The organism is Antiquaquibacter oligotrophicus (assembly GCF_020535405.1).
Classification (GTDB): Bacteria; Actinomycetota; Actinomycetes; order Actinomycetales; family Microbacteriaceae; genus Rhodoglobus; species Rhodoglobus oligotrophicus.
Genome location: NZ_CP085036.1, coordinates 633242 through 656846, shown reverse-complemented (window position 1 = coordinate 656846; position 23605 = coordinate 633242). Strand labels below are relative to the sequence as shown.

General features: G+C 65.4%; 19 protein-coding genes and 3 riboswitches. Of the genes, 15 read left to right on the top strand and 4 right to left on the bottom strand.

Annotated features, from left to right (window positions below; genetic code table 11):
• Positions 1-25 precede the first annotated feature (25 nt).
• Positions 26-88: riboswitch (guanidine-III (ykkC-III) riboswitch) on the top strand.
• Positions 89-97: 9 nt separating this feature from the next.
• The 9 genes from LH407_RS03245 (at position 98) to gcvP (ending at position 9588) form a co-directional block, all read left to right on the top strand.
• Positions 98-424: a DMT family transporter gene (locus LH407_RS03245; RefSeq protein ID WP_322132726.1), complete on the top strand. Its 327-nt coding sequence runs from the start codon at positions 98-100 to the stop codon at positions 422-424.
• A gap of 55 nt (positions 425-479) precedes the next feature.
• A complete protein-coding gene (locus LH407_RS03240; protein WP_322132727.1) occupies positions 480-1670 on the top strand; it encodes a sensor histidine kinase in 1191 nt (396 codons plus the stop codon).
• Positions 1671-1687: 17 nt separating this feature from the next.
• The gene (locus LH407_RS03235; RefSeq protein WP_322132728.1) at positions 1688-2377 is read left to right on the top strand and encodes a hypothetical protein; all 690 of its coding nucleotides are present in this window, start codon (positions 1688-1690) and stop codon (positions 2375-2377) included.
• A 42-nt stretch (positions 2378-2419) separates the two neighbouring features.
• Complete coding sequence (locus LH407_RS03230) at positions 2420-3115, top strand: class I SAM-dependent methyltransferase (RefSeq protein ID WP_322132729.1); 696 nt, start codon at positions 2420-2422, stop codon at positions 3113-3115.
• A gap of 90 nt (positions 3116-3205) precedes the next feature.
• Positions 3206-4150, top strand: a complete 945-nt coding sequence (locus LH407_RS03225; RefSeq protein ID WP_322132730.1) for an LPXTG cell wall anchor domain-containing protein — start codon at positions 3206-3208, stop codon at positions 4148-4150.
• Between the two features lie 91 nt (positions 4151-4241).
• On the top strand, positions 4242-4856 hold the full coding sequence (locus LH407_RS03220) for a hypothetical protein (RefSeq protein WP_322132731.1): 615 nt from the start codon (positions 4242-4244) through the stop codon (positions 4854-4856).
• Between the two features lie 88 nt (positions 4857-4944).
• Positions 4945-5030, top strand: a riboswitch (glycine riboswitch).
• A 1-nt stretch (position 5031) separates the two neighbouring features.
• Positions 5032-5177, top strand: a riboswitch (glycine riboswitch).
• A 31-nt stretch (positions 5178-5208) separates the two neighbouring features.
• A complete protein-coding gene (gcvT, locus tag LH407_RS03215) occupies positions 5209-6366 on the top strand; it encodes a glycine cleavage system aminomethyltransferase GcvT (protein ID WP_322132732.1) in 1158 nt (385 codons plus the stop codon).
• Positions 6363-6734, top strand: coding sequence for a glycine cleavage system protein GcvH (gene gcvH, locus LH407_RS03210; RefSeq protein WP_322132733.1), 372 nt, complete (start codon positions 6363-6365; stop codon positions 6732-6734). Before gcvT ends, gcvH begins: the two co-directional genes overlap by 4 nt.
• A complete protein-coding gene (gene gcvP, locus LH407_RS03205) occupies positions 6727-9588 on the top strand; it encodes an aminomethyl-transferring glycine dehydrogenase (protein WP_322132734.1) in 2862 nt (953 codons plus the stop codon). The genes gcvH and gcvP overlap by 8 nt, the downstream gene beginning before the upstream one ends.
• A gap of 110 nt (positions 9589-9698) precedes the next feature.
• Here gcvP and LH407_RS03200 read toward each other — a convergent pair whose 3' ends face one another.
• Entirely contained in the window at positions 9699-10502 is an 804-nt protein-coding gene (locus tag LH407_RS03200; protein ID WP_322132735.1) for a CPBP family intramembrane glutamic endopeptidase, read from the bottom strand.
• A gap of 325 nt (positions 10503-10827) precedes the next feature.
• On the opposite strand from LH407_RS03200, the gene LH407_RS03195 reads away from it, so the two are divergent.
• The 6 genes from LH407_RS03195 to typA all read left to right on the top strand — a co-directional run bounded on the left by LH407_RS03195 (position 10828) and on the right by typA (position 20040).
• Positions 10828-12438 (top strand): peptide ABC transporter substrate-binding protein, encoded by a 1611-nt coding sequence (locus LH407_RS03195; protein WP_322132736.1) that lies wholly within the window; start codon positions 10828-10830, stop codon positions 12436-12438.
• An 82-nt stretch (positions 12439-12520) separates the two neighbouring features.
• The gene (locus LH407_RS03190; RefSeq protein ID WP_322132737.1) at positions 12521-13450 is read left to right on the top strand and encodes an ABC transporter permease; all 930 of its coding nucleotides are present in this window, start codon (positions 12521-12523) and stop codon (positions 13448-13450) included.
• Positions 13440-14399, top strand: coding sequence for an ABC transporter permease (locus LH407_RS03185; protein WP_322132738.1), 960 nt, complete (start codon positions 13440-13442; stop codon positions 14397-14399). Before LH407_RS03190 ends, LH407_RS03185 begins: the two co-directional genes overlap by 11 nt.
• The gene (locus tag LH407_RS03180) at positions 14396-16111 is read left to right on the top strand and encodes a dipeptide ABC transporter ATP-binding protein (RefSeq protein WP_322132739.1); all 1716 of its coding nucleotides are present in this window, start codon (positions 14396-14398) and stop codon (positions 16109-16111) included. Before LH407_RS03185 ends, LH407_RS03180 begins: the two co-directional genes overlap by 4 nt.
• Positions 16112-16148: 37 nt before the next feature.
• Positions 16149-17945: an ABC transporter family substrate-binding protein gene (locus LH407_RS03175; protein ID WP_322134904.1), complete on the top strand. Its 1797-nt coding sequence runs from the start codon at positions 16149-16151 to the stop codon at positions 17943-17945.
• Positions 17946-18132: 187 nt separating this feature from the next.
• Entirely contained in the window at positions 18133-20040 is a 1908-nt protein-coding gene (gene typA / locus LH407_RS03170; RefSeq protein WP_322132740.1) for a translational GTPase TypA, read from the top strand.
• A 4-nt stretch (positions 20041-20044) separates the two neighbouring features.
• Here the strand turns inward: typA and efeB are convergent, their stop codons facing one another.
• Genes efeB through efeU form a run of 3 tightly spaced genes read right to left on the bottom strand, consistent with a single transcriptional unit; the run spans position 20045 to position 23471 of the window.
• Positions 20045-21352 carry an iron uptake transporter deferrochelatase/peroxidase subunit gene (gene efeB, locus LH407_RS03165; protein ID WP_322132741.1) on the bottom strand — a complete coding sequence of 436 codons (1308 nt, stop codon included), beginning with the start codon at positions 21350-21352 and terminating at the stop codon, positions 20045-20047.
• On the bottom strand, positions 21349-22566 hold the full coding sequence (gene efeO, locus LH407_RS03160) for an iron uptake system protein EfeO (RefSeq protein ID WP_322132742.1): 1218 nt from the start codon (positions 22564-22566) through the stop codon (positions 21349-21351). The genes efeB and efeO overlap by 4 nt, the downstream gene beginning before the upstream one ends.
• Positions 22563-23471 (bottom strand): iron uptake transporter permease EfeU, encoded by a 909-nt coding sequence (gene efeU / locus LH407_RS03155; RefSeq protein ID WP_322132743.1) that lies wholly within the window; start codon positions 23469-23471, stop codon positions 22563-22565. The genes efeO and efeU overlap by 4 nt, the downstream gene beginning before the upstream one ends.
• Between the last annotated feature and the right edge of the window lie 134 nt (positions 23472-23605).

The window sequence follows — 23605 nt, the reverse complement described above, 5'->3', positions numbered from 1 at the left end:
CACAGGTTGCGTTGCTACGCTCGCCCCAGAGGCAGCACCGCCTCCCGGACGACGGTTCAGTACCCGGAACGCGACAAGACTGGCCAAGGAGCTCGTCATGTCGTGGCTGATTCTTGTTGTGTCCGGAATTCTCGAGGCCGTGTGGGCCACAGCGCTCGGTAAGAGCGAGGGATTCACCAAGCTCGCGCCGACGGTTGTGTTCGGGGTTGCACTAGTCGCGAGTATGGCGGGGCTCGCCATAGCGCTCCGCGAGATTCCCACGGGCACCGGGTACGCGGTCTGGGTCGGCATCGGCGCCGCCCTCACGGTCGCGTTCGCGATGGTCACGGGCGCTGAGCCCGTCTCCACCATCAAGGTTCTCCTCCTTGTGGGACTTGTCGGATGCATCGTCGGACTCAAACTCGTGAGCGACGCAGGTCACTGATCGACCGGCGCGGGTCTGACTGGCACGATGGAGTCACGTCTGAGGGGGAGATGTGGTGACCACTGCACGTGACCTTGCGCGGGTGAGCGCAATTGCCGACTACGGAGTGCTCGACGAGGAGCCACCACCCGATCTCCGTGGCGTCGTGCAGTTGGCGGCGACCCTGTGCGCGGTGTCGGCCGCGGTCATCAACATCATCGACGACCGCCACCAGCATCAGATCGCAGCGATCGGTTTCGAACCGGACGTCTGCGCCCGCGAGGACTCGATGTGCGCTGCAGTGTTCGAGCGTGGCGAGCTCGTGGTGGTGTCGGACGCGAGAACGGATGCCCGCTTCGCCACCAACCCGTTTGTTACGGGTGAGATCGCCACCGTGCGGTTGTACGCGTCGAGTCCGCTCGTCACTCCGGAGGGGGTCCCGATCGGGACTCTGTGCGTCTTCGGCGATGAGCCGGGCGACCTGAGCCTGACCCAGCAGGAGGCTCTGGGCATCCTCGCAACGCAGATCGTTGACGTGCTCGAACTGAGCCGCCTGTCGCGGTCCCTGCGTGTCACCAACGACCGGTTGACCCAGGTCGCAAGCCAACTGGGGCACGACTTGCGCAACCCACTATCGGCCGTTGCGGGTTTTCTGGAACTGGCGATCGACGACCCCGACCTGGAGAAGGCGCCGTTCGCCGTCGAGGTACTCACGCGAGCAGAGTCGGCTACCGCCCGGGTGATGGCTATGGTCAGTGGGCTCGTCGACTTTGCTCGCTCCGAGGGGGCAGCTCCTCACGCCGAGACCGTGGAACTGAGCGGAGTCGTCAGCTCGGTGATTGACGACCTGGCGAAGCCCCTCGCAGACTCCGGCGCCCGTGTGACGGTGAGCTCGGATGCCCGGCTTGTCGCCGACCCGTCGCTCCTGGCCGTGCTGCTTCAGAACCTCATTGCCAACGCCATCAAGTTCACCGCGGCGGGCGGCACGACACCGCACATCGTCGTCGGTGTCGAGGAACTCGACGACGGATGGCGCATCGCCGTGGACGACAACGGGCCGGGAATCGCTCCTGCGGATCGGGTCCGCGTCTTCGGACGTTCGCAGCGCGCGGGCACGGGAGCGGTTCCGGGGCTGGGAATCGGTCTCTCCACGTGCCAACGCATCGCTCGAGCTCACGGCGGCGGTATCGGGATCGACGACTCTCCGTCCGGTGGAACGCGGGTGTGGGTCGCGCTCCCGCGAACGAGAGGCGAATCCCGAGGTTGAGCGCATAGCCTGGACTCATGTCGGACGCATCGAGCACCAACGAACCGCAAGCGCCCCAGGGTTCCGGCCCGGTCACTCCGGAGCCCGTGGTCGGTGGAGCTCCGTATGGTGCCGCGTCGACCGCTGAGGGTGTGAACGTGCAGTGGTCCGCGACATCCTTCGCCACCCCGCAGCCGCGCAATCGCACGCAGGCCGTGGTGCGCAGCGTCGTCGCTGGCCTCATGGTTGCCGCTGCCATCGCGGGCCAGGTTGCTGGCGCGGGTTTTCCGAGCAATGCCCCCGTCGAGATGTTCATGAACTTCGGGGTGACGGTCGCGTTGGTTCTCGGTGCCATCGCGCTTGTGGTCTTCGCTGTTCTTGCCGCCACCGCCCCCGGGGTCCCCGTGCGCCCCGAGAAGGTCGGCCCGCTCGCGATCATCGGCGTGCTGATGACGGCGATCCCGTCCGTGATTTGGCTGCTCACCGTGCCGATCACTCTCGTCGACAATGCGACGACGGGGGCGACGCTGCGTTTTATGTACCTCTCCGGTCCTGCCTTCTGGCTGGGTTTTGCCTGGGTCACCGGCATGGTCTTCGGGGCGATCTCGTTGCGTCGTCCGAACGCGCTCACCCGCGTGCTCGGTTCGGCAGCGGTGGTGCTCGGGCTGCTGCTGGCGACCTCCGTCGTGTGGGCGGCGGCCATCTACAGTGCGGGTCTCACGGAGTAGCACCCGTCGTGGCGTGCCTCGGTCACCCAGTAGCCTGAGACGATGGGCACGGGCATCGACGCGGAGTTGATGCGCGACATCGTCGGGTGGGATGTTCGCACCTGGTCGACGGCGGTCGAGTTCTGGAATGACCACCTCGGCCCGACGGATGCCCCGCTCCGCTGCCTCGAGGTGGGTGCGGGCCCCGGCGGTCCCTCACTCTGGTTGGCGCTGCAAGGGCACACCGTCGTGTGCACCAACTTCCAGAACACCGAGGGTCAGGCGCGGCCCCTCCACGACCGGTACGGGGTCACTGGAATCACGTATCAAGACGTCGACGCGACCGCCATTCCGTTCGAGAACGAGTTTGATCTCGTGATCTTCAAGTCGGTGCTGGGTGGCGTGGGGCGTGAGTTCGAGGCCCAGCAGCGGGCGATGGCCGGGATGCTCAGGGCGTTGAAGCCGGGCGGCCGGTTGTTCTTCGCCGAGAACTTGAGGAGCACCTGGTTTCACCGGGCGGCACGGGCGATCGCGTATCGAATTCGCGGATCATCCTGGCGCTTCATGTCGGTTCGGGAAATGCACCAGCTCTTGAGCGGCTTCCGGGAACATGAGTTGTATACGACCGGGTCGCTTGCGCTCTTCGGCGTGACGGAGGGTCAACGCGGAGCGCTCGCCGCGGTCGATGACGCTTTTGCGGATCGGCTCACCCCGCCGAGCTGGCGCTACGTCTCCTACGGTGTCGCGACGAAGGGATGACCCCGATATACGGGATGCCGCGGCATGGTGTTTCAGTGCGATAGTGTGCACTAACCCATCTCTCTGAGACTTCCCTGGAAGGGGACCCCCGTGAAGTCAACCCGAATCGTTCTTGTCGCCGCGCTCAGCCTCGGCCTCGTTGCTCTGGCGGCGCCCGCACATGCCGCTCCTCCGGCGCTCCCGGCAGGCGAGCACCTCGTCGCGACAACGTGTGACAGCGAGACCTTCCCGGACCTCGGATTGTTCGAGGTCGACGCCGCGACGGGTACGAGTACCCAACTCGCGAGCGCGGACGGCGCTTACTGCGGATACCAGGGTGGCTGGGACCGTGTCACCCACAAGTTCTACTTCACGACGTGGGACGCCAGCTTCTCGGTGCTCCACAGCTACGACCCGGCCACCAACTCGGTCACGACGATCGGCGACATCACGGCAGGCGACGAGGCGCCGAACGTCTACTCGCTCGTTGTCTCGCTCGACGGCAAGGGTTACTTCGTCGAATACGACGACCTCTACTCGATTGACCTGACGACCGGTGCTGCGACCTACCTGGGTGACCTCGAATTCGAGGACTCGGCGTGGGGCTTCGCTGTCGACCCAACCTCTGGCCTTCTCTACCTGCTCACCGAGGGTGGCGAGCTCTACACCGTCGACCCTGCTGCGGTCACTGCAACGGGGGTCGCCAACTGGTCGTTCTCCGAGGGCGCTTCCTACACCTACGGTCTCGCCATCGACAGCAACGGAACGGCGTGGGTCGTTGAGTACCCGGGTGACGAGGCGTACTCGGCACTCTGGAGCACCCCCCTAGCGACTTTCGGCACGACCGTCGAATTGTCGGGCAACATCACGATCGGGGAGACCGGTGACGACTACGAGGGATGGTGGGTCGCCATCATCGGCGAGCCGGCTCCCGCACCGGCGCCCGAGCCCGTACTCGCGGCAACCGGCGTTGACGTGACGCCGTTCGCGGCGGGCGGGCTGCTCCTCCTCGCGGCTGGTGGAGTGCTCCTCGCACGCCGTTCGCGCCAGGCATAGCTGCCGTTTCTTCCTGAATCGACGGGTCCGTTTCGACGGGCCCGTCGATTCTTTTGTGTCGACGTAGACTGAGTGAAACTGAGGAGACCCCATGAAGTTCGCTGCGTTTGCCATCGTTACCGTCGCGCTTCTTGCGGGATGCACGCCCGTCGCCTCGCCGACCGCCACTCCCACTCCGGCGTCGAGCTCCACCGCTGAACCCTCCGCGCTCCCGACGGATGACGCGCCCGATCCCACCGACCCGTCGACCTGGGTGATCGAGTCTGCTGCCGTCGGGCCGATCGCACTCGGCGATGCCGCCGCGGATGCGGCGGACGCTCTCACGAGCTACGGGCGAGGAGAGGCCCTCGGTGATTGCCCGGTGATCTTCCTCGACGCCCCCGGTCTGCCCGGCGTGGTGCTCAGCCCCGGCTCTGACGGCGCAATCGAGGCAATCACGATCACCTCGAAGTCGGCAGGTATGCCACAGGATCCAACCGTCCTGGCTGATGCGTCACCGCGAACCTCGGAAGGCGTCGGCATCGGTTCCACCCGAGATGAGTTGGTCGCAGCGCTCCCTGACGCCGAGATCGTTCGCGACGATCCCGCATCCGTGGTCTACCGCACCGGTTCGGCGAGCCCCTATCGGCTGTTTGTTGTGGAGTCGGATCGCGTGGTCGCGATCACGGTGTCCTACGCCGACGCCATCCCGCGCGAGTTCTGCTGAACGAGCGCCGAGCACCACGCGCGCACGAAGTTCACGCTGCCGAAACATCCGCGGCGCTAGACTGGCCCCACAATCGAATATCGGCCGCACACTCGATGCGGGAGAGCTCCCCCGGGAGCACCGAAGGAGCAAGCCTCCCCGCCAATCTCTCAGGTCCAGTACCGCATCGACGAGGCCACTCTGGAAAGTGCTCCGCGCGGAGCGCGGAGCAGGTTGAGGAGCGCGCAAAGCGCGTCTCGAAACCCATCCGTGCAAGGTTCGAGCCGCCGATGGTGAAAGCGCTCAGGCGCGAAACTCTCAGGCACCGATGACAGAGGGGGAGTTCTTTCCGCGCATCAGCCAGGAGAACTCTGTGACCGATAGTTCCACCACGCTCAGCCCCCTTCACGCGACCCACACTGCGGCTGGGGCATCCTTCACCGACTTTGCCGGATGGCAAATGCCGGTACGTTACGGCTCCGACCTTGCTGAGCACCACGCTGTTCGCACCGGAGCGGGCCTGTTCGATATCTCGCACATGGCGGAGCTCAGTGTTACGGGGCCGCAGGCGGCCGCGTTCCTCGACTACGCACTGGCGGCCAACGTCTCCGCCCTCCCCGTTTCCCGTGCGAAGTACACCATGATCCTCGACGAGAGCGGCGGCATCATCGACGACCTCATCGTGTACCAGAACGCCCCGGGGGAGTACCTGGTGGTTGCCAACGCCGGCAATCGTGTCCCGGTTGTGGCGGCGCTGAAGGAGCGCATTCACGGCTTCGATGCCGCGTTGACCGACGGCACCGAGGCCATCGCGCTCATCGCCGTTCAGGGTCCTGCCGCTCGTTCGGTGCTCGAGCACACCAAGGGGCTCGCCGCGGCACCGGAGTCGGCGATGGGTCACACGCTCGCGACCCTCCCGTACTACGCGTGTATGGGCATGCGTTTCGAGGGGCGAGCGGTGCTGGTCGCCCGCACCGGGTACACGGGCGAGGACGGCTTCGAACTCTTTGTCGGAGCGGGGGATGCTGCATCCCTCTGGTCTGCTCTCCTCGTCGCGGGGGAGCGTTTCGGCCTTGTCGCCTGCGGTCTCGCGGCTCGTGACACCCTGCGTCTCGAGGCCGGCATGCCCCTCTACGGTCACGAGCTGTCGCTCGACGTGCAACCGGCTCAGGTCGGGCTCGGTCGCGTCATCCCGCTGAACACGAAGTCGGCAGACTTCGTGGGTCGTGCCGCCCTCGAGAAGGGCGCGGCACCGGATGCCCGTGTGCTCGTGGGCCTCGTCTCCGAGGGTAAGCGCGCCGGCCGAGCGGGGTACCCGATCTACGCGGGCACGGAGCAGGTTGGGGAAATCACGAGCGGGGCGCTGTCGCCGACGCTCGGGCATCCGATCGCCATGGCCCTTGTCGATCCCGCCGTGAGCGCGGTCGGCACCTCGCTCGACATCGATGTTCGCGGCTCTCGCATCCACGCGACCGTCGTTTCTCTGCCGTTCTACTCAAGACAGTCCACTTCGAAGGAGCACAGCTCATGACCGACCTCAGCGCATTCCAGTTCACCGCCGAGCATGAGTGGGTACTCGTGGACGGTTCGACGGCCACGATTGGTATCACCGCGTACGCGGCGGAGAAGCTCGGCGACATCGTGTACGCCGACCTTCCGTCGGTGGGCGCGACGATCAGCCACGGAGCGGTCGTGGGCGAGATCGAGTCGACGAAGTCGGTCGGGGAGCTGTTCGCGCCCGTCGATGGGACCGTGCTCGAGATCAACGAGGCGGTGATTGCGAGCCCCGAGCTCATCGGCAGCGACCCGTTCGGGGAGGGTTGGCTCATTCGTGTGTCGTTCGAGTCGCTTCCCGAACTGCTCACGCTCGAGGCGTACGAGGATCTCACGCGTGACTGAGCCGTTCGTTTCCCGTCACATCGGCCTGGATCGCGACGCTGAGGCGACGATGCTCGCCGCAGTCGGTTACTCGTCGGTCGATGAGCTGGTTCGTGCCGCGGTTCCGACCGCGATCCAGGCATCCCCGGTGGAGCATTCCACCATTCCGCCGGCCGCGAGTGAACGCCAGGCCCTCACCGAGTTGCGCGCGATCGCGTCGCGTAATCGTGTACGCCGGTCGATGATCGGTCTCGGCTACTACGACACGATCACACCAGCCGTGATTCAGCGCAACGTACTCGAAAACCCGAGTTGGTATACGGCGTACACGCCCTACCAGCCGGAGATCTCCCAGGGGCGCCTCGAGGCTCTCATCAACTTCCAGACGATGATCGCCGACCTCACGGGGCTTGCGACCGCGAACGCGTCCATGCTCGATGAGGGCACGGCCGTCGTCGAGGCGATGCTCCTTGCACGACGGGTGTCCGGTTCGTCGTCGAACGTGTTCCTGGTGGACGCGGATGCCCTCCCACAGACCAAACGTCTGCTCGCACACCGTGCCGAGGCGGTGGGCATCCAGCTCCAGGAGTTCTCCATTGGCGCTGAACTCCCCGAAGCCTTCGGTGGAGTCATCCAGTACCCGGGTGCTTCCGGTCGTGTCGTCGACCCATCGGCCGCGATCGCGGCCATCAAGGAGCACGGCGGTGTCGCCGTGGTGGCCGCCGACCTCCTGGCCCTCACCCTCCTCGCCTCCCCGGGTGACCTGGGGGCGGACGTCGCCGTCGGAACCTCGCAGCGGTTCGGTGTGCCGATGGGATTCGGCGGCCCGCACGCTGGATTCATGGCGGTGCGCTCAGGGCTCGAACGCCAGTTGCCGGGTCGCCTCGTCGGAGTATCCCAGGACGCGTCTGGCCAGCCCGCGTACCGCCTGTCGTTGCAAGCGCGGGAGCAGCACATCCGCCGTGAGAAGGCGACATCGAACATCTGCACCGCGCAGGTGCTCCTCGCCGTGATGGCGTCAATGTACGCGGTCTACCACGGGCCGGACGGGCTGAAGCGGATCGCCCAGCACGTGCACGGCGCGGCCGTCCTCGCCGCCAAGGAGCTGAAGGCCCGCGGGCTCGAGCTCGTCCACGCGCACTTCTTCGACACCCTCGCCGTGCGGGTGACGGATGCCGCGGCCGTCGTCACCGCGGCGGGTGAACGTGGCATCCTTCTCACCGCCATCGACGACGCGACGGTGTCGCTCGCGTTCGACGAGGTCTCGGCCGACGATCTGGCCGAGGTGCTGCCAGCCCTCCTCGAGTCTCTCGCGCCGGGTGTGGAACGCGGACCGCTGGACGGGGAGGGGGTCTTCGCGCCCGACGAGGAGCGCTGGTTCGCATTCTCGCCGCTCACCGCCCACGAGTACCCGCCGGAGCTTGCCCGGTCGAGCCCGTACCTCACCCACCCCGTGTTCTCGACGCACCGTAGCGAGACGTCGATGATGCGCTACCTCAAGTACCTCGCCGACAAGGATTACGCCCTCGACCGCGGCATGATCCCCCTCGGCTCGTGCACGATGAAACTCAATGCGGCGACCGAGATGGCCTCCATTACGTGGCCGGAGTTCGCGAACATCCACCCGTTCGCTCCCGACAGCGACACCGAGGGGTACCGCGAACTCGTCGGTGAGTTGGAGGACTGGCTTGCCGAGGTAACGGGCTACGACGCGGTCTCGCTGCAGCCGAACGCGGGAAGTCAGGGTGAACTCGCGGGGCTTCTCGCGATCCGCGGCTACCACCGCTCCCGAGGCGACAACCAGCGCACGGTGTGCCTCATCCCGTCGAGTGCCCACGGCACGAACGCCGCGAGTGCCGTCCTCGCCGGAATGCGGGTTGTTGTTGTCGCGTGCGACGACCTCGGCAATGTCGACCTCGACGACCTCCGTGCCAAGATCGCCCAGCACGCCGACGAGCTCGCCGCCCTCATGATCACCTACCCGTCGACCCACGGGGTGTACGAGCACGACGTGCTCGACATCACGGCCGCTGTCCACGAGGCCGGGGGACAGGTGTACGTCGACGGCGCCAACCTCAACGCTCTCCTCGGTTACGCGCGCTTCGGTGACTTCGGCGGGGACGTCTCGCACCTCAACCTGCACAAGACGTTCTGCATCCCACACGGGGGTGGCGGGCCGGGTGTCGGTCCCGTGGCCGCGAAAGCGCACCTGGCGGAGTTCCTGCCGCGAGGCAGCGAAAATCCCGTCAGCTCTGCGCCGTACGGGAGTGCGGGCATCCTGCCGATCTCCTGGGCCTACGTGCGGATGATGGGCACGGAGGGTCTCACGAAGGCGACGGGTGCCGCGGTGCTCGCGGCCAACTACGTGGCGGTGCGTCTGCGGGACCACTTCCCGGTGTTGTACTCGGGCGATAACGGACTCGTGGCGCACGAGTGCATCCTCGACCTGCGTCCGCTCAAGGCTGCGACGGGGATCGACAACAACGATGTCGCCAAGCGGCTCATCGACTACGGGTTCCACGCGCCGACCATGTCGTTCCCGGTGGCGGGCACGCTCATGGTCGAACCGACCGAAAGCGAGGACCTCGCCGAGATCGACCGCTTCATCGATGCGATGATCGCGATCAAGGAGGAGGCGGATGCCGTGGCCGCCGGCGTGTGGCCGGCAAACGACAACCCGCTCGTGAACTCGCCGCACACCGCGGTGTCGGTGATCGAGGGGGAGTGGCAGCACGCCTATTCGCGGGAGCTGGCCGTGTATCCGCTGCGCAGCATCATCCGTCAGAAGTATTGGCCTCCCGTGCGCCGCGTCGACAACGCCTACGGTGACCGCAACCTCATGTGTGCGTGCCCGCCGATCGAGGCCTTCGCCTAACCCGTCCTGCTCATCCCAAATACAGGAGTTTCGCGCCTCGTACGCCAGATCATGCGGGAGTGCAGGGCCGGGGGAGTGCACACTCCTGTATTTGGGATGGGGCGGATGCCCTACGCGGGTACTCCGAAGAGCGCGGGGAACGTTGCCGCTGCCCACGGGTAACCGACGAAGATGGTCGCGTCGATGAGCACGTGGGCGATGACGAAGGGCAGTACTCGACCGGTTCGCGCGTAGAGCCAGCCGAAAAGGATGCCCATCGCCACGTTGCCCACGAATGCACCGAACCCCTGATACAGGTGGTAGCTGCCCCTGAGCAGCGCACTCGTGAGGATGATCGGCCACGACCCCCAGCCGAGGTCGCGGAGGCGTGCGAAGAGGTAACCGATGACGATGACCTCTTCGGTGACACCGGCGCGCAACGCAGAAAGAAGCAATACGGGCACCGTCCACCAGTAGGCGTCGAGACCTGCCGGATTGACGGCCACGGTAATCCCGAGGGCGCGCCCGGCGAGGTACACGCCGATGCCGGGCACCCCGATGACGAGCGCGAGTGCGACGCCGTGCAGAACGTCGCGAGCGGGGTGTGCGCCGTCAATACCGAGCCGCGCCAGGTGTGGACGTGCGACCTGCCACAGCAGGAAAGCGACGAGGGCGACCGGCACGAGGTCGAAGAAAATGCCCATCAGCTGATAGATGAGGTCGAAGATGGGCCGCTCACTGAGCGACTGGTTGATCGTCGCGGTCTGGCTCGCGAGCGTCTCGTCTCGCGTTGTGCGGTTGACGATCGAGACGATCGAGTAGGCGGCGGATGCCCCCAGCGAGAGCCCGAGCACGATGCCGATCTCCCACCACACTCGACGTCGCGAGGCGATCGTTTCGGGGAGCGGAAAGTCTCCCGCACCAAACTTTTTCATCTCACACCCGTCGATTTTTTGTAGACAACTGCAAACGCTTCCACACTACGTCGGGGGCGCATCTGAAGGTTGCCGACAACCCTAAACCAGCGTCGCTTTCATCTTTTAGCAAACTTCGCCACGAGATGCCTCATCGGTTGCGTGACGCGTCAACTAGCTGCGTTTTTTTGCCCAGGTTGCAAAAAAACGCAGCTTTGGTTTCCAGTCGGTAACGAGAAGCTCAGGATGTTTGGGTGCATCCGCAACCCCCACTTAGGGTGGCATCCATCCCGCAGGTCCCGGTGCTGGTAGCGCTCGGACCTGCTCTCACGTTTCAGGAGGAAACTTGCGAATTCCACGTCTTCTCGCAGCGACAGGAGCGCTCTCCGTCGCGACTGTCCTCGCGCTCGCAGGATGCGCGCCCAGCACCGGTGGTGACGGTGGCGGCAGCTCCAGCGCGATCGTGACCACAAACATCAACGAGCCTGAGCACGCGCTCATCCCCGCCGACACCAACGAGGTCGGTGGCGGTCTCGCACTCAACAACCTGTTCGCTGGCCTCGTCTACTACGAAGCGGACGGATCGCTCGGCTACGACGTGGCCGAATCCATCGAGTCCGAGGACAACCAGCTCTGGACGATCACCCTCAAGGAGGGCAAGACGTTCACCGACGGCACCCCCGTGACGGCCGAGTCGTTCGTGAAGGCGTGGCAGTGGGGCGCAGCTGACCCCGAGCTGCTCAACCAGTGGTGGTTCGCCAACATCGAGGGTTACTCGCCCGAGGGTGGCGAGGACTCGCTCGCTCTCGAGGTCATCGACGACAAGACCTTCACCGTCAACCTCGTCGCTCCTCAGTCGGACTTCCCGCTGAGCCTCGGCTACACCGTGTACTTCCCGCTGCCCGAGGCCTTCTACGAGGACACGGCAGCCTTCGGTGAGGCCCCCATCGGCAACGGTCCGTACATGCTGAGCGACACCGGATGGGTGCACGACGAGCGCATCTCGATGGTCGTGAACCCCGACTACGAGGGTCCGCGTGAGCCGGTCAACGGTGGAATCGACCTCGTTGTGTATGCAACGCAGGAGGCCGCGTACGCCGACCTGCTGTCGGACAACCTCGACATCATCCAGCAGATCCCCGCGGGATCCCTCGCGACTGTCGCCGATGACCTCGGCGACCGCGCGATCGACCAGCCGGCCGCGATCTTCCAGTCCTTCACGATCCAGGTCGGTCAGGAGCACTTCGGCATGGACGAGGAGGGCAAGCTGCGTCGCGCTGCGATTTCCCACGCCATCAACCGCGAAGAGATCACGGATGTCATCTTCGAGGGCACCCGTCAGCCTGCCGTCGACTTCACCTCGCCCGTCATCGACGGCTGGTCGGACGACGTCGAGGGCAGTGACGTTCTCGAGTACGACCCCGAGCTCGCTCAGGACCTGTGGGCTCAGGCCGACGCCATCGCGCCGTGGTCTGGCCAGTTCACCCTCGCCTACAACGCCGATGGTGACCACCAGGCATGGGTCGACGCAACCGTGAACTCGATCCGCAACACGCTGAGCATCGACGCGGTCGGTGTGCCGTTCCCCGACCTCGCCTCGCTGCGTACCGAGGTCAACAACGACACGATCGGCGGCGCGTTCCGCACCGGATGGCAGTTCGACTACCCGGGTCTGTTCAACATTCTCGGTGCGCTCTACATCACCGGTTCGGCGACGAACGACGCCCGTTACAGCAACCCCGAGTACGACGAGCTCATCCGCTCCGGCTCGACCGCTGACTCCATCGAGGAGGCCAATGGCTTCTACCAGCAGGCGCAGGAGATCCTCTTCGAGGACATGCCCGCGATCCCGCTGTGGTACCAGTCGGTCAACGCCGGACACTCGACGGTCGTGAGCGACGTCGAGATCGGGTGGGACAGCTGGCCGATCCTCTACAAGGTGAACAAGGCCGAATAGGCCCGTCGTTTCCCGGTAAGGCCGGTGTGGTCCAGTTCAGACTGGCCACACCGGCCTTGCCGGGTCGATCGGTGCGTCACACATGACCGCGTACATACTCCGACGGCTTCTCCAAGCCATTCCCGTCTTCTTCGGGTCGACGCTGCTCATCTATGCGATGGTCTTCGCCCTCCCCGGTGATCCCATCCTCGCGATGTTCGGCGACCGAACGCCGACTCCCGAGCAACTCGCCGCGCTCCAGGAGCGCTACCAGCTGGGCGACAACTTCTTCGTCCGGTACTTCAGCTACCTCGGCGACCTCTTCCAGGGCAACCTGGGCACTACCTTCTCGGGTCAGTCGGTCAACGAGATCCTCCTGCGGACCTTCCCGAACACTCTGCGCCTCGCCCTGCTCGCCGTGGTCATCCAATTGCTCTTCGGTGTGCTCGTAGGCCTCGTCTCCGGACTGCGCAAGGGCAGCATCTTCGACCACGCCTCGCTGCTCATCAGCCTCGTGCTCATTTCGCTCCCCGTGTTCGTGCTGGCCTTCGTCGCGCAGTTCGTCCTCGGAATTCAGCTCGGCATCTTCCGACCAACTGTCGGGCCGGGAGCTCCATGGGCAGACCTGATACTCCCGGCGATCGTGCTCGCGGCGCTGAACTTCGCCTATGTGGTGAGGTTGACCCGGGCATCCGTCATCGAGACCAGCCAGCAGGACTTCGTACGTATGGCCTACGGCAAGGGACTTCCCGGTCGCCGCGTCATCCCCGTGCACGTGTTGCGCAATTCGCTCATTCCCGTGACAACCAACCTCGCCGCCGACTTCGGAATCCTCATCGTTGGCGCAACCGTCACCGAGGGAATCTTCAACGTGCCGGGTGTCGGCAACGAACTGTTCAAGGCGATCAACCGCCACGACAGCCCCGAGATCGTCTCGATCGTGACCATCCTCGTGATCATCTACGTTCTCGTGAACCTGCTCATCGACCTCCTGTACGGCGTCCTGGACCCGAGGATCCGCTATGTCAAGTAAGAACCCCATTCGTCAGATGCCGCGTTACGTCGCGGACACCAAGGACTACGAACTCGGCGCCGTCGACGCGGTGCGCGTGAGCGATCGCACGAGCAACCTGTGGCTCGACGCCTGGCGCGACGTGCGTGGGCGATGGATGTTCTGGGCCTCGGCCGCGGTCATCCTCCTTGTCATCGTGGTCGCACTGTTCCCCACTCTTTTCACGAGTGTGCCGCCGAACGATGACTGCTTCCTCTCGAACAGCAACGGGGCGCCCGAGCCCGGGCATCCGCTCGGCTTCACCAAGCAGGGCTGCGACGTGTTCTCCCGCATCGTTCACGGAACCTCGACCTCGCTGTCGGTGGGTCTCATCGTGAGCGTCATCGTGACCGTGATCGGCATCGTCGTTGGTGCCTTCGCCGGATTCTTCGGTGGATGGCTCGACTCGCTGCTCATGCGCCTTGGTGACATGTTCTTCGCGATCCCCTACATCCTCGCGGCGGTCGTCATCATGTCGATCTTCCTGGATGACCGAAACATCTGGATCATCTCGCTCGCCATCGGTTTCTTCGCGTGGCCAGCGACGGCGAGAATCCTCAGATCCGAGGTGCTGAGGGTCAAACAATCCGAGTACGTGACCGCGTCGACCGCGCTCGGGCTCTCGAGGGCCCGCACGATGTTTGTGCACGTGCTGCCGAACTCCATTGCACCGGTCATCGTCGTCACGACCGTCGGTCTTGCCGCGGCCATCACGGCCGAGGCGACCCTGTCGTTCCTCGGTGTTGGCTTGCCCAACAACCTCTACATGTCGTGGGGCAACGACATCTCCGCGGCCCAGGGCGACCTGCGCACGCACCCGATGACTCTCATCTACCCCTCGATCGCGCTGTCCCTCACGGTGCTTGCCTTCATCATGCTGGGCGAGACCGTGCGGGATGCGCTCGACCCGAAGGCGAGGGCATCACGATGACCGACGCACAGCCCCTACTCCAGGTCCGCGGACTCGAGGTCGGATTCCGCACACCAGACGGCATGGTCCCGGCGGTACGCGGTGTCGACTTCGACATCTACCCCGGTGAGACCCTCGCGATCGTGGGTGAGTCTGGTTCCGGCAAGTCCACGACGGCGCACGCGATCATCAACCTGCTCGCCGGTAACGGTCGGGTGACGGGTGGCTCCGTGATCTTCGACGGGATCGAACTCACGAAGGTGTCCAAGCGCGAGATGGAGAGCATCCGCGGTCGCCGCATCGGTCTTGTGCCGCAGGATCCGATGCAGAGCCTCAACCCCGTATGGAACATTGGCTTCCAGGTCGAGGAGACCATTCGCGCCAACGGCGTGGCCTCGGGCAAGCGCGAGGTGCGCAAGCGCGCCATCGAGGTGCTGCGTGAGGCTGGACTGCAGGATGCCGACTCCCGGCTCGGTCAGTACCCGCACCAGTTCTCCGGCGGAATGCGCCAGCGCGTACTCATCGGCATCGCACTGTCGGGTAACCCGCAGCTCCTCATCGCGGACGAGCCGACCTCGGCCCTCGATGTAACGGTGCAGCGGCGCATCCTGGATCACCTCGACACCCTCACGACGCAGCACCAGACGGCGATGATCCTCATCACGCACGACCTGGGTCTCGCGGCGGAGCGTGCCGAGAACATCATCGTGATGAACCGCGGCACGATCGTCGAGGCTGGTCCCGCGCTCGAGATCCTGCAGGATCCGCGCCACCCGTACACCCAGCGTCTGGTTGGCGCGGCGCCGAGTCTCGCGTCAAAGCGAATCCAGTCGGCGGTCGTGCGCGACGAGCCGATCGAACTCGCAAGCCCGAGCGAGAGTCTCGACCTCGGTCACGCGGCCGAGCGTGTGCAGCACGCCTCCGCGGAGGCGGGAGCGCCCGCCATCGAGTTCCGCAATGTCACGAAGGTGTTCTCCCTGCGTAAGCCGAGCGGGTTCGGTCGCACCGATTTCGCGGCTGTCGACGACGTGTCGTTCAGTGTGGCGCGCGGCACGACGCTCGCACTCGTCGGCGAGTCCGGTTCTGGCAAGTCGACGGCGGCGAAGTTGCTGCTGCGCCTCGAAGAGAAGACCGCGGGCTCGATTCTCGTCGGAGGAACCGACACCGACACTCTCAGTCGTCGGCAGATCTTCGACCTTCGCCGCACGATGCAGCCGGTGTTCCAAGATCCGTACGCCTCGCTCGACCCGCTGCGCAACATCGGCAACACGATCGCCGAACCACTCGTTGTGCACAAGGTCGGGGATTCGGCCAGCCGCCGCGCACGCGTGCTCGAGGTGCTCGATCAGGTCTCCTTGCCGACATCCGTGGCGACCCGATACCCGAACGAGCTGTCGGGTGGTCAGCGGCAACGTGTGGCCATCGCCCGCGCGTTGGCGCTCAAGCCGGACATCGTGGTTCTCGATGAGGCGGTATCGGCGCTCGACGTGCTCGTCCAGGCGCAGGTGCTGAACCTTCTCGCGGATCTGCAGGCCGAACTCGGGCTGACCTACCTGTTCATCACCCACGACCTCGCGGTCGTTCGAGTGATCGCGGACCACGTCTGTGTCATGCGCCAGGGACGCATCGTCGAGGCAGCGACCGTCGACGAGGTGTTTGAGCATCCGAAGGACGACTACACACGAGAGCTGCTCGAGGCCATTCCTGGTCGATCGATAGCCCTCGGCGCGTAGCGGCGCGGTGGCGGCGGGCCGGTATCGTGGGGGCGTGATGACCCGACCACGAGTAGCTGCCGCCGCCACCCTCGCTCTCGCCGCTCTGGCCCTCACGGGATGCACGGCGCCCGCCTCGCAAGTGGTGCAGGGCTCGAGCATCGACGTCGGCTGGAACCAGAGCTTCACGTCGTACAACTCGCTTACGTCGTACGGCAATCGGGGCGCCAACCCCGCCGTGGCAGGGGCGACACTCTCGGGCTTCACCTTCACGAACGATGTGCCGGAAGTCGTCGAGGACGACTCGTTCGGCCGCTACGAGGTGCTCTCGGAGGATCCTCTTGTCGTGCGGTTCACCGTCGCCGACGGTGTCACGTGGTCGGACGGCACCGCGATCGACGCAGCCGACCTGCTGCTGGAGTGGGCGGCCCTGTCGGGTGCTTTCAACGAGCCGGACTTCGATGCGAGCGAGTTCGTCGACCCCGACACTCGCCAGTTCACTGACGAGTTCCCCACAGACGTCGTCTACTTCGATTCCGGAGCCGACCCTGAGTTCGGCCTGGGGCTCGTCACCGAGACACCCACGGTGAGCGAGGACAAGAAGTCGATGACGATGGCGTTCGACGAGCCGTTCATCGATTTTGCTCTTGCGATGCCAGCGCCGCTTCCGGCTCACGTGGTGGCCGCGAACGCGCTCGACATCGACGACGTGCAGGAGGCGAAGGAAGCCGTCTACGAGGCCATCGAGACCGAAGACGAGGAGGCGCTCGCGGCTCTCTCGCGGTTCTGGAACACCGGCTTCAACTTCGAGGAGATGCCGGATGACGAGAGCCTGCTGCTCTCGAGTGGCCCCTACGTCGTCACCGACTTCGTTCTCGACCAGTACGTCACCCTCTCGGCGAACTCGGAGTACCGCGGGTCTCGCCAGCCGAAGATCGAAGAGGTCACCATCCGCTACCTCAGCGAGCCACTCGCGCAGGTGCAGGCGTTCCAGAACAGTGAGCTCCAGGTCATCGTGCCCCAGGCGACCGCGGATGTCTGGACTGCCCTGAGCGGTCTCGAGGGCACCGTCGTCGGTGGGGGAGAGGCGAACTTCGAGCACCTCGACCTGCAGTTCGCGCAGTCGAAGTCCGGCAGCTTTGACGATCCACTCGTGCGCGAGGCGTTCCTCAAGGTGGTTCCGCGCCAGGAGATCGTCGACAAGCTCATCACGCCGTTGACGGGGTCCACCGAGCTCCGCGATTCGCAGGTGTTCGTTCCGGGTGCGGCCGGGTACGAAGCATCCGTCGCCGCTAACGGGTCATCCGAGTTCGCCTCGGTCGACGTCGAGGGAGCCAAGGAGCTCCTCGCGGAGGCAGGCAACCCGAACCCCGAGGTGTGCATTCTCTACAGCCCGACGAACCCCCGTCGATCCAACGAGTTCCTCTTCATCCAGCAATCGGCGGCGCAGGCGGGCTTCAACGTCACCGACTGTTCGAGTGCCGATTGGCAGGATCTGCTTGGCACGGCGGGCTCGTACGACGCCGCGATCTACGGCTGGGAGGTCACGAGCCTCGGCATCCTCAAGGGTGCTCCGAACACGTTCGCGACCGACGGGCCAACGAACCGCAACTTCTACAGCAACCCCGAGGTGGACGCGCTCATCGACGAGTTGACCGTCGAGTTCGACCCCGAGCGTCAGGTCGAACTCCTCACCGAGATCGACGAGCTCGTGTGGGGCGACTTCTACGGTGTGCCGTTCTATTCGAACCCCATGATTGCCGCCTACGACCAGTCCGTTGTGACCGGAATCTCGCCGTCGCCGGTGCCTCCCCGGGCTTTCTGGAATATCTGGGATTGGGCTCCGGCATCCTGATTCGGCCCGTCGCCGGTCGCATCGTGCGGGGGCGGTAGACTAGGCGAGCGCAAATCGCGAGGTCGATGCTGCGCTCCCCTTGAACTTATACGGCGCCGGATGCTGTCCTGCGGGTCGCTCGAATGATCGCGTACCCCGCTCGAAGCGCCACCGTGCGCCGTTCCACCCTGAACCCTAAGGACACGCCATGGCGATCGCCACACGTTCCGACCTGCGCAATGTGGCCATCGTGGCGCACGTCGACCACGGCAAGACGACCCTCGTCGATGCCATGCTCCGTCAGACCAACTCGTTCGACGCGCACGCTCACCTCGAGGACCGCGCCATGGACTCCAACGACCTGGAGCGCGAGAAGGGCATCACGATTCTCGCCAAGAACACGGCGATCACCTACAACGGCAAGCACGCGACCGACGGCGCCGTGACCATCAACGTCATCGACACCCCGGGCCACGCCGACTTCGGTGGCGAGGTCGAGCGCGGTTTGTCGATGGTCGACGGTGTTGTGCTGCTCGTCGATGCGAGTGAGGGCCCGCTGCCGCAGACGCGTTTTGTGCTGCGTAAGGCACTCGAGTCGAAGCTTCCCGTTGTGCTGCTGGTCAACAAGACCGACCGCCCGGATGCCCGCATCGACGAGGTCGTCTCCGAGAGCCAGGATCTGCTGCTCGGCCTCGCGAGCGACCTGGCCGACGACGTGCCGGACCTCGACCTCGACGCCGTTCTCGACGTTCCCGTTGTGTACGCCTCGGGCCGTAACGGTGCCGCGAGCTGGACCAAGCCCGCCGATGGCGAGCTCCCCGACAACGAGGACCTTGAGCCGCTGTTCGACGCGATCCTCAAGCACATCCCCGCGCCGACCTACGACGACGAGCACCCCCTCCAGGCCTGGGTGACGAACCTCGACTCGAGCCCGTTCCTCGGTCGCCTCGCGCTTCTGCGCATCTTCCAGGGCACCATCAAGAAGGGGCAGACGGTCGCGTGGGTCAAGCACGACGGCTCGGTCTCCAACGTGCGCGTCACCGAACTGCTCATGACGAAGGCGCTCGACCGTTACCCCGCCGAGTCGGGCGGCCCCGGCGACATCGTCGCTGTCGCCGGTTTCGAGGACATCACGATCGGTGAGACCCTCGCCGACCCCGAGGATGTTCGACCGCTCCCGACGATCACGGTCGACGACCCCGCCATCTCGATGACGATCGGCACCAACACGAGCCCGCTCATCGGCAAGGTCAAGGGCCACAAGCTCACCGCGCGTATGGTCAAGGACCGCCTCGACCGCGAGCTCATCGGTAACGTCTCGATCAAGCTCGTCGACATCGGGCGCCCGGATGCCTGGGAGATCCAGGGCCGCGGAGAGCTGGCTCTCGCCATCCTCGTCGAGAACATGCGTCGTGAGGGCTTCGAGCTCACCGTTGGCAAGCCGCAGGTGGTCACGAAGACCATTGACGGCAAGCTGCACGAGCCGTACGAGCACCTGACAATCGACGCTCCCGAGGAGTACCTCGGTGCGATCACGCAGCTGCTTGCCGCCCGCAAGGGCCGTATGGACGGCATGACCAACCACGGCACCGGTTGGGTGCGTATGGAGTTCATCGTTCCCTCGCGCGGTCTCATCGGTTTCCGCACCGAGTTCCTCACCATCACGCGTGGAACGGGTATCGCGAACGCGATCTCGCACGGCTACGAGCCGTGGGCCGGTGCGATCGAGACGCGTACCAACGGTTCGATCGTCGCCGACCGCGCCGGTTCTGTGACCCCCTTCGCGATGATCGCGCTCCAGGAGCGTATGAGCTTCTTCGTGGAGCCGACGCAGGAGGTCTACGAGGGCATGGTCGTCGGCGAGAACTCCCGCGCCGAGGACATGGACGTGAACATCACCAAGGAGAAGCAGCTCACCAACATGCGCTCCTCCACGGCCGACAACTTCGAGAAGCTCGTGCCCCCGCGCAAGCTCACGCTCGAGGAGTCGCTCGAGTTCGCTCGCGAGGACGAGTGTGTCGAGGTCACACCCGAGGTGATCCGCATCCGCAAGGTCGAGCTCGACTCGGTGGTCCGTGCCCGCGAGACGTCGCGTCGCAAGAAGCAGAACGCCTGATCGTTTAGGCGAACAGCGCGGAGCCGACGAACTCGCCCGCTCGAGTGCCCGGCGGCACGGCGAATATCGCCGAGCCGACGTGGCGGATGTACTCGTTCATCGAGTCCTTCGCGAGCGCAGACTGCACGTCGATGAACTGTTGCGGTGAGCGCTGGTAGCTCATGAAGAAGAGCCCGGCGCGGAGCTGCCCCAGTTCGTTGGACCCGTCGACGAAGTTGTAGCCCCGGCGGAGCATCCGTGTTCCCGTCTGTGTCGGATGCGCGAGCCGAACGTGCGCGTCCTCGGGAATCGCGGGCTCTCCGCTGGTGCTCCGCAGCTCGAAGTCGGGCTCGCTGAACTCGGAACCTCCCGACAATGGCGCACCTTCGCCCTTGTCGCGCCCGATGATCGCGTTCTGTTCGCCGAGACTTACCCTGTCCCAGTTCTCGATGGTCATGAGGATGGTCCGGGTCACGAGGTAACTGCCGCCGTGCATCCACGTCTGCGGTTCGTCATCGCCGACCCACACGAAGTCGCGCAGCGCTTCGGTCTCTTCGGCTTTGACGTTCGCGGTGCCGTCTTTGAAGCCGAAAAGGTTGCGGGGTGTGGCTTGCGTGGTCGACGTCGACGACGTGCGACCGAAGCCGAGTTGACTCCAGCGGATGCGGGCGGTGCCGAAGGCGATCCGACTGAGGTTTCGAATCGCGTGGACGGCAACTTGGGGATCGTTGGCACAGGCCTGGATGCACAGATCTCCGTCGCTGGCCGATTCCTCGAGGAGGTCGAATGCGAACAGCGGTAGCGTCGCGAGTTCGGCGGGCTGGCGGTCGGCGAGCCCGAACCGATCCGTGCCGTCTGCGGTGCGGAAGAGGCTCGGCCCGAATCCGAAGGTGATGGTGAGGCCGCTCGCAGCAAGGCCCTGAGCCTCTCCCGTGTCATCCGGCGGCAACAGTTCGGGTCCTCCCACGGAGCCGCTCTCGGACACGTCGAGGCCCTGGGTCAGCCGTTCGGCGGCCGCGGTCCAGTCCTTGAGCAGTTGGATGAGGTCGTCGCGTGTTGCCGTGCTCGTCAGGTCGAACGCGGCGAAGTGCAGACGATCCTGCGCCGGAGTGACGATGCCGGCCTGATGCTCCCCGCGGAACGCGTACTGACCGGCCGCGTCGACGGAGGGGGATACGCGGGATGCCGCGACCGCCGAACCACCGATGAGCGCGCCCGTGCCGACCCCCGCCGCCACGAGGCCGAGCAGCCCGCGACGGGACACACCTGTGGGCGCTGCGAGCGACTCGTCGTCTCCCGCAGCGCCCACGGCACCATCGGTGTTGTCGCTCACGCGGCCGGGTCGACCCCCAGCACCGCGTGGGTGAGTTGGGCCAGTGGCTCGCTGAGCGCGTTGAGCTGTGCGCCGAGCTCGTTGCGCTCGCTCTGGCTCACCGTGTCGTAGAACACGAAGCCGCTCTCGTAGTCGCCATAGGTCGAGAGTAGATCCTTCATTGCGGCGAACTGTTCGTCGAGTTCCGCGACAAGCGCCTCGCCATCCGCACCGGAGTCGAGTGCGATCTGACGCACGGCGTTGTAGGCGACCTCGGCACCCTCGACGTTGGCGTAAAAGTCGTAGAGGTCGGTGTGCGCAAACTCGTTTTCTTCGCCCGGCAGCTTGCCGTCGGGCGCGGCTACCTCGTCGAGGAGGCCGATCGCTCCATTGGTGATGTCGCTCACGCTGAGCTCGAACTCGTCGGCGTGCACGGCGTCGTAGAGGGCCGTGACATCCGCCACGAGCTTGTTTCCGATCTCAGCGCGCCCGGCGGGGTCGAGCGCAGTGATCGTCTCGTCGGGGTAGTTGGCGGCAGCGGCATCCAGCCACAGGTCCATCTCAATGCGGTGGAAACCCGTGAACTCGAGGCCCTCCGCCTCGGCGCCCGGCTTGCGGTAGTCGATGGCCGGGTCGAGGTCGCCGAACTGTGCTGCGGTCGGCTCGATGCGCTCGTAATTGATGCGTACGAGCGGGAACAGACGACGAGCCTCGTCGTCGTTGCCCGCGAGGTAGGCGTCCACGAACTCCTGCACATTCGGCACGAGCTCCGCAGCCTGAGTCTTCACGTAGGCGGTGTAGTTTGTGACCGCCTCGGCAATTGCGGCCTCCTTGTCCTCCGATACCGCAACGGTTTCGCCTGTCACCGTGAAGGGAGCCTGACCGATACCGGCACCGATCATGCCCGGCTTGCAGACGGTGAAGTAGGAGCCGGGCTGGGCGAGCACGGTGAGGTCGCGGGATGCCCCGGGCGCGATGTTCTCGACCTCGGACACGATCGACAGCTCGTCGTCGCCGAGCAGGTAGAACTCGGTGATGCGCTCACCGCTGTTGTTCACGCGGAACGTGACGGTGCCGCTCGCGACCGTGTCGGTCTCGACAGTGCAGCCGCTCTCGGTGCTGTCGACGGCGATGACCGTGGCGGCAGCGTCGGTGCCCGGGTTTGGAACACACCCCGCGAGCAGGGCGGTGCCGCCGGCGAGGGCGAGCAGATAGAGCGGGATTCTGGGCTTCATCGTTCTCCTTGTGGGACGGGGACGTTGGCGGCGATCGTTCGCGCCAACCGGGCACGGCGTTGATCGGCGACCCTGCGCAGGAACAGGGTGAGCACAACCCCGACGTAGATCGCCCAGGCGATGACCTCGAGCCAGGTCATCTCGGGGGAGAAGCCGACCACACCCTTGAGGACGGCTGCGAGAACACTGTCGGGTGCGATGACGTGCGGAATCTGGAACGCCCAGCCCCACAGCCACTCGAGGCCCGCCGGTACACCCGATGGCATGGGCTGGAAGGGACCGGGAAGCACTCGCGCTTCCTGCAGGTCGTGAATGCCGTACGCGAGAACGCCGGCCGCGACAACGATGAGAAGGGCGCCCGTCCACGTGAAGAACAGGGACAGGTTGATGCGGATCATCCCGCGATAGATGAGCCAACCGAGGAAGGCCGCCGTGAGGATGCCCAGCACCGCGCCCGCGAGGGCGAGAGGTGCCTCACCCGAGGAACGTGCAGCCGACCAGATGAACAGCGCCGTTTCGATGCCCTCGCGCGCGACCGAGAGGAATGCCAGGAGCACAAGCCCCCACGCGCTGCGCTCGAGCGCTCGGTCGATGCCGCTCTCGAGCTCGGACTTCATGCTGCCAGCGGTGCGCAGCATCCAGAAGATCATCCAGGTGACAAATCCGACGGCGACAATCGAGAGGCTGCCCCCGATGATCTCCTGCGCTTCGAAGCTCAGCCCGTAGGCTCCGAACGTGAGAATCGCGCCGAGGAGGAGCGAGAGTGCGACGGCGATCGCCACGCCGAACCACACGGTGCGAATGTGCTGCTCGCGCCCGCTGCGTCGGAGGTAGGCGATGACGATCCCGATGACGAGTGCGGCCTCGAGGCCTTCGCGCAGACCGATGACAAAATTGGCGAGCAAGGAGAGCTTTCTGATCGAGTGGGGATGGTTAGCCTTACCTAACTCGGCTCACTCTAGACCTGCTGCGTCCATGCTGTCCATTCGGCGGCACAACAGCGCGGAGGCCGCGACCCGAGGGGGTCGCGGCCTCCGCC

Bases quoted from the DNA above. Each gene is read 5' to 3' on its own strand.
- gcvH (WP_322132733.1), top strand. From the start codon at position 6,363: ATGACCGACCTCAGCGCATTCCAGTTCACCGCCGAGCATGAGTGGGTA.
- LH407_RS03245 (WP_322132726.1), top strand. From the start codon at position 98: ATGTCGTGGCTGATTCTTGTTGTGTCCGGAATTCTCGAGGCCGTGTGG.
- LH407_RS03185 (WP_322132738.1), top strand. From the start codon at position 13,440: ATGTCAAGTAAGAACCCCATTCGTCAGATGCCGCGTTACGTCGCGGAC.
- LH407_RS03200 (WP_322132735.1), bottom strand. From the start codon at position 10,502: ATGAAAAAGTTTGGTGCGGGAGACTTTCCGCTCCCCGAAACGATCGCC.
- LH407_RS03175 (WP_322134904.1), top strand. From the start codon at position 16,149: ATGACCCGACCACGAGTAGCTGCCGCCGCCACCCTCGCTCTCGCCGCT.
- typA (WP_322132740.1), top strand. From the start codon at position 18,133: ATGGCGATCGCCACACGTTCCGACCTGCGCAATGTGGCCATCGTGGCG.
- LH407_RS03230 (WP_322132729.1), top strand. From the start codon at position 2,420: ATGGGCACGGGCATCGACGCGGAGTTGATGCGCGACATCGTCGGGTGG.
- LH407_RS03190 (WP_322132737.1), top strand. From the start codon at position 12,521: ATGACCGCGTACATACTCCGACGGCTTCTCCAAGCCATTCCCGTCTTC.
- LH407_RS03220 (WP_322132731.1), top strand. From the start codon at position 4,242: ATGAAGTTCGCTGCGTTTGCCATCGTTACCGTCGCGCTTCTTGCGGGA.
- LH407_RS03180 (WP_322132739.1), top strand. From the start codon at position 14,396: ATGACCGACGCACAGCCCCTACTCCAGGTCCGCGGACTCGAGGTCGGA.
- LH407_RS03235 (WP_322132728.1), top strand. From the start codon at position 1,688: ATGTCGGACGCATCGAGCACCAACGAACCGCAAGCGCCCCAGGGTTCC.
- efeO (WP_322132742.1), bottom strand. From the start codon at position 22,566: ATGAAGCCCAGAATCCCGCTCTATCTGCTCGCCCTCGCCGGCGGCACC.